Annotated in this window: 2 protein-coding genes; both read right to left on the reverse strand. The window is 35.5% G+C overall.

What is annotated here, in order from left to right:
* The coding region (locus ACFIJK_RS09085) for an antA/AntB antirepressor family protein (RefSeq protein ID WP_375627565.1) at positions 1-518 on the reverse strand (518 nt) is incomplete at its 3' end.
* Between the two features lie 422 nt (positions 519-940).
* On the reverse strand, positions 941-1,837 hold the full coding sequence (locus ACFIJK_RS09090; protein WP_375627566.1) for a hypothetical protein: 897 nt from the start codon (positions 1,835-1,837) through the stop codon (positions 941-943).
* Positions 1,838-1,981 lie beyond the last annotated feature (144 nt).

Here is a 1,981-nt window from a genome sequence, read left to right on the forward strand (position 1 = left end):
GTTAAGTCCTTTGGTCGTACCTCTAACATCTTTGCTGCTTCAATAAGACCAAACAAACCATCAGAGCGTTTTAAACCATCCAAAGCTTTTGCTTTTGGTGCTAATTCTGCAATAACATGATCTTTCTGCTCTATTTGACTTTGTAAGTGATTCAAAACACCAAGCAATGCTTCCGGTTTGGAGTAGTCGACTTGCGGTGTTGCTACTTGTTTCAGAAGCCGTTCGCATTTGATAAAGTATTGACGCGCTTCATGCCCTTTATCATTACGCTCTATCATCGAAAGATGTTTAGCCACGTCTAACGTAATGTGGTATTCTTTTATTTTTCCACCCCGGTAAAAATTTACCGCAGTTATAAAGTTTATATTTTCCTGAAATTTACATTCTTTAATGCGATTTTTAATCCAATTTCTAAATTCAGATTTTATTTCCAAAAACGCATGCAAATCACGCGCGTTAACAGTTTGAACAGTTTCCTGATCAATAACCCGTTCTCTAATTTCTATAAGAGTATTCATAATGAATTCCTTATGGTTAGACGTTTCTTAATGACACTCTAGAAAAGTGCCGGGCGCTAAGAAACACGGCCATAAGTCCGTCGTTACACTTTCCCCATAAAGGGTATTGTATAGCGTAACCACACCCGACAGATATTATTATATGCATGTAGCATATAATGAGTCAAAGTCTTTAATGTATAGGAGACTGATTATTTCGGTAACCAATCCGCTTATGGTTCTAAGGTGTTTCTTAGGCACCTGATTCGATTATTCATACTCCTACTATAATGTCAAGCAGTAATATTATATTTTTCTAAAAATCGTTTTTACACAAGTAATCGATTAAATTCTTTAATTGTGATCCGAATATCCTTTCTTTTCCAATAAAATCAAACAAGCCAGTGATAGGGTTGAATTCACAATCGTTTGTTTTTTTGTTTTTAGTCTCTCACCCCAGTTGAAATAATTTCATTATCGTAAATTTCTGCTGTTCCGCAAATTCGCGCTTTTCCACAAACTTGCACACTGTCAAAAATTGATGCCTCGCCATAAACTCGTGCATTACCAGAAATTTGCGCTTCATTAGCAACCGATGCTTTACCATAAACTTTTGCATTATCGAAAATCTGCGCATTGTCAGAGATATCTGCACGATCAAAAACTTGTGCATTATTGCAAATTATAGCATTTCCCCAAACTGATGCCTCATCATAAATTTTTGTATTGTCATAAATTTTAGCATTTCCGGAAATAGATGTTTCACCGTAAATTTTAGCATTTCCGGAAATATGTGCATTTCCGAAAATAGATGCTTCACCATAAATCTTTGCATTGCCGAAAATTTTAGCATTTTTGGAAATAAATGCTTCACCATATACTTTAGCGTTTTCAAAAATACATGCCGAATTTGTAATGCATACCTCACCAGAAACTGATGCTTCATCATAAATTTTTACATCGTCAGAAACAGATGCTGTTCCGAAAACTTTAGCGCTGTCATAAACTTTAGCGCTTCCCCAAACTGAGGCCTCATCATAAATTTGCGCTTTACCAGAAATTTGCGCTTCACCAGAAACCGATGCTATACCATAAACTTTTGCATCATCCCTAATTGTAGCATTTTCAGAAACATATCCATTTCCGTAAACCTGTGCATTATCAAAAACCCAACAATTATCGTAAGGACTTAGGTTTCTTTCTTTTTCAATATATCCACCTAAATCACCTTTCTTAATTGTACCAAAATTTTTGATAGCTTTAATACGGTAAAGAATAAATTCGCCAACCTTAATTGCTTCATTTGTTAATTTGTATTTTTTTCTTCTAAATATAAACATGTACTAGATCATTTCTTTATAAGCATATCTTTACTTTAGCTCCCGCAAGATAAGCTTATACATACCGGATTCTGAGGCTTGGACATCTGTGACAGTGAAGTGCTCTTGAGAAGAGGGCGCTTTGCTGTTTTCAGGAGAGAGGAC

The sequence above is a fragment of the Bartonella sp. PS17NMGDW genome (assembly GCF_042193555.1).
In the GTDB taxonomy this organism is placed as follows: Bacteria; Pseudomonadota; Alphaproteobacteria; order Rhizobiales; family Rhizobiaceae; genus Bartonella; species Bartonella grahamii.

What these genes read in the sequence shown, in the direction of transcription:
- ACFIJK_RS09090 (WP_375627566.1), bottom strand. Translation starts at nt 1,837, where the DNA reads ATGTTTATATTTAGAAGAAAAAAATACAAATTAACAAATGAAGCAATT.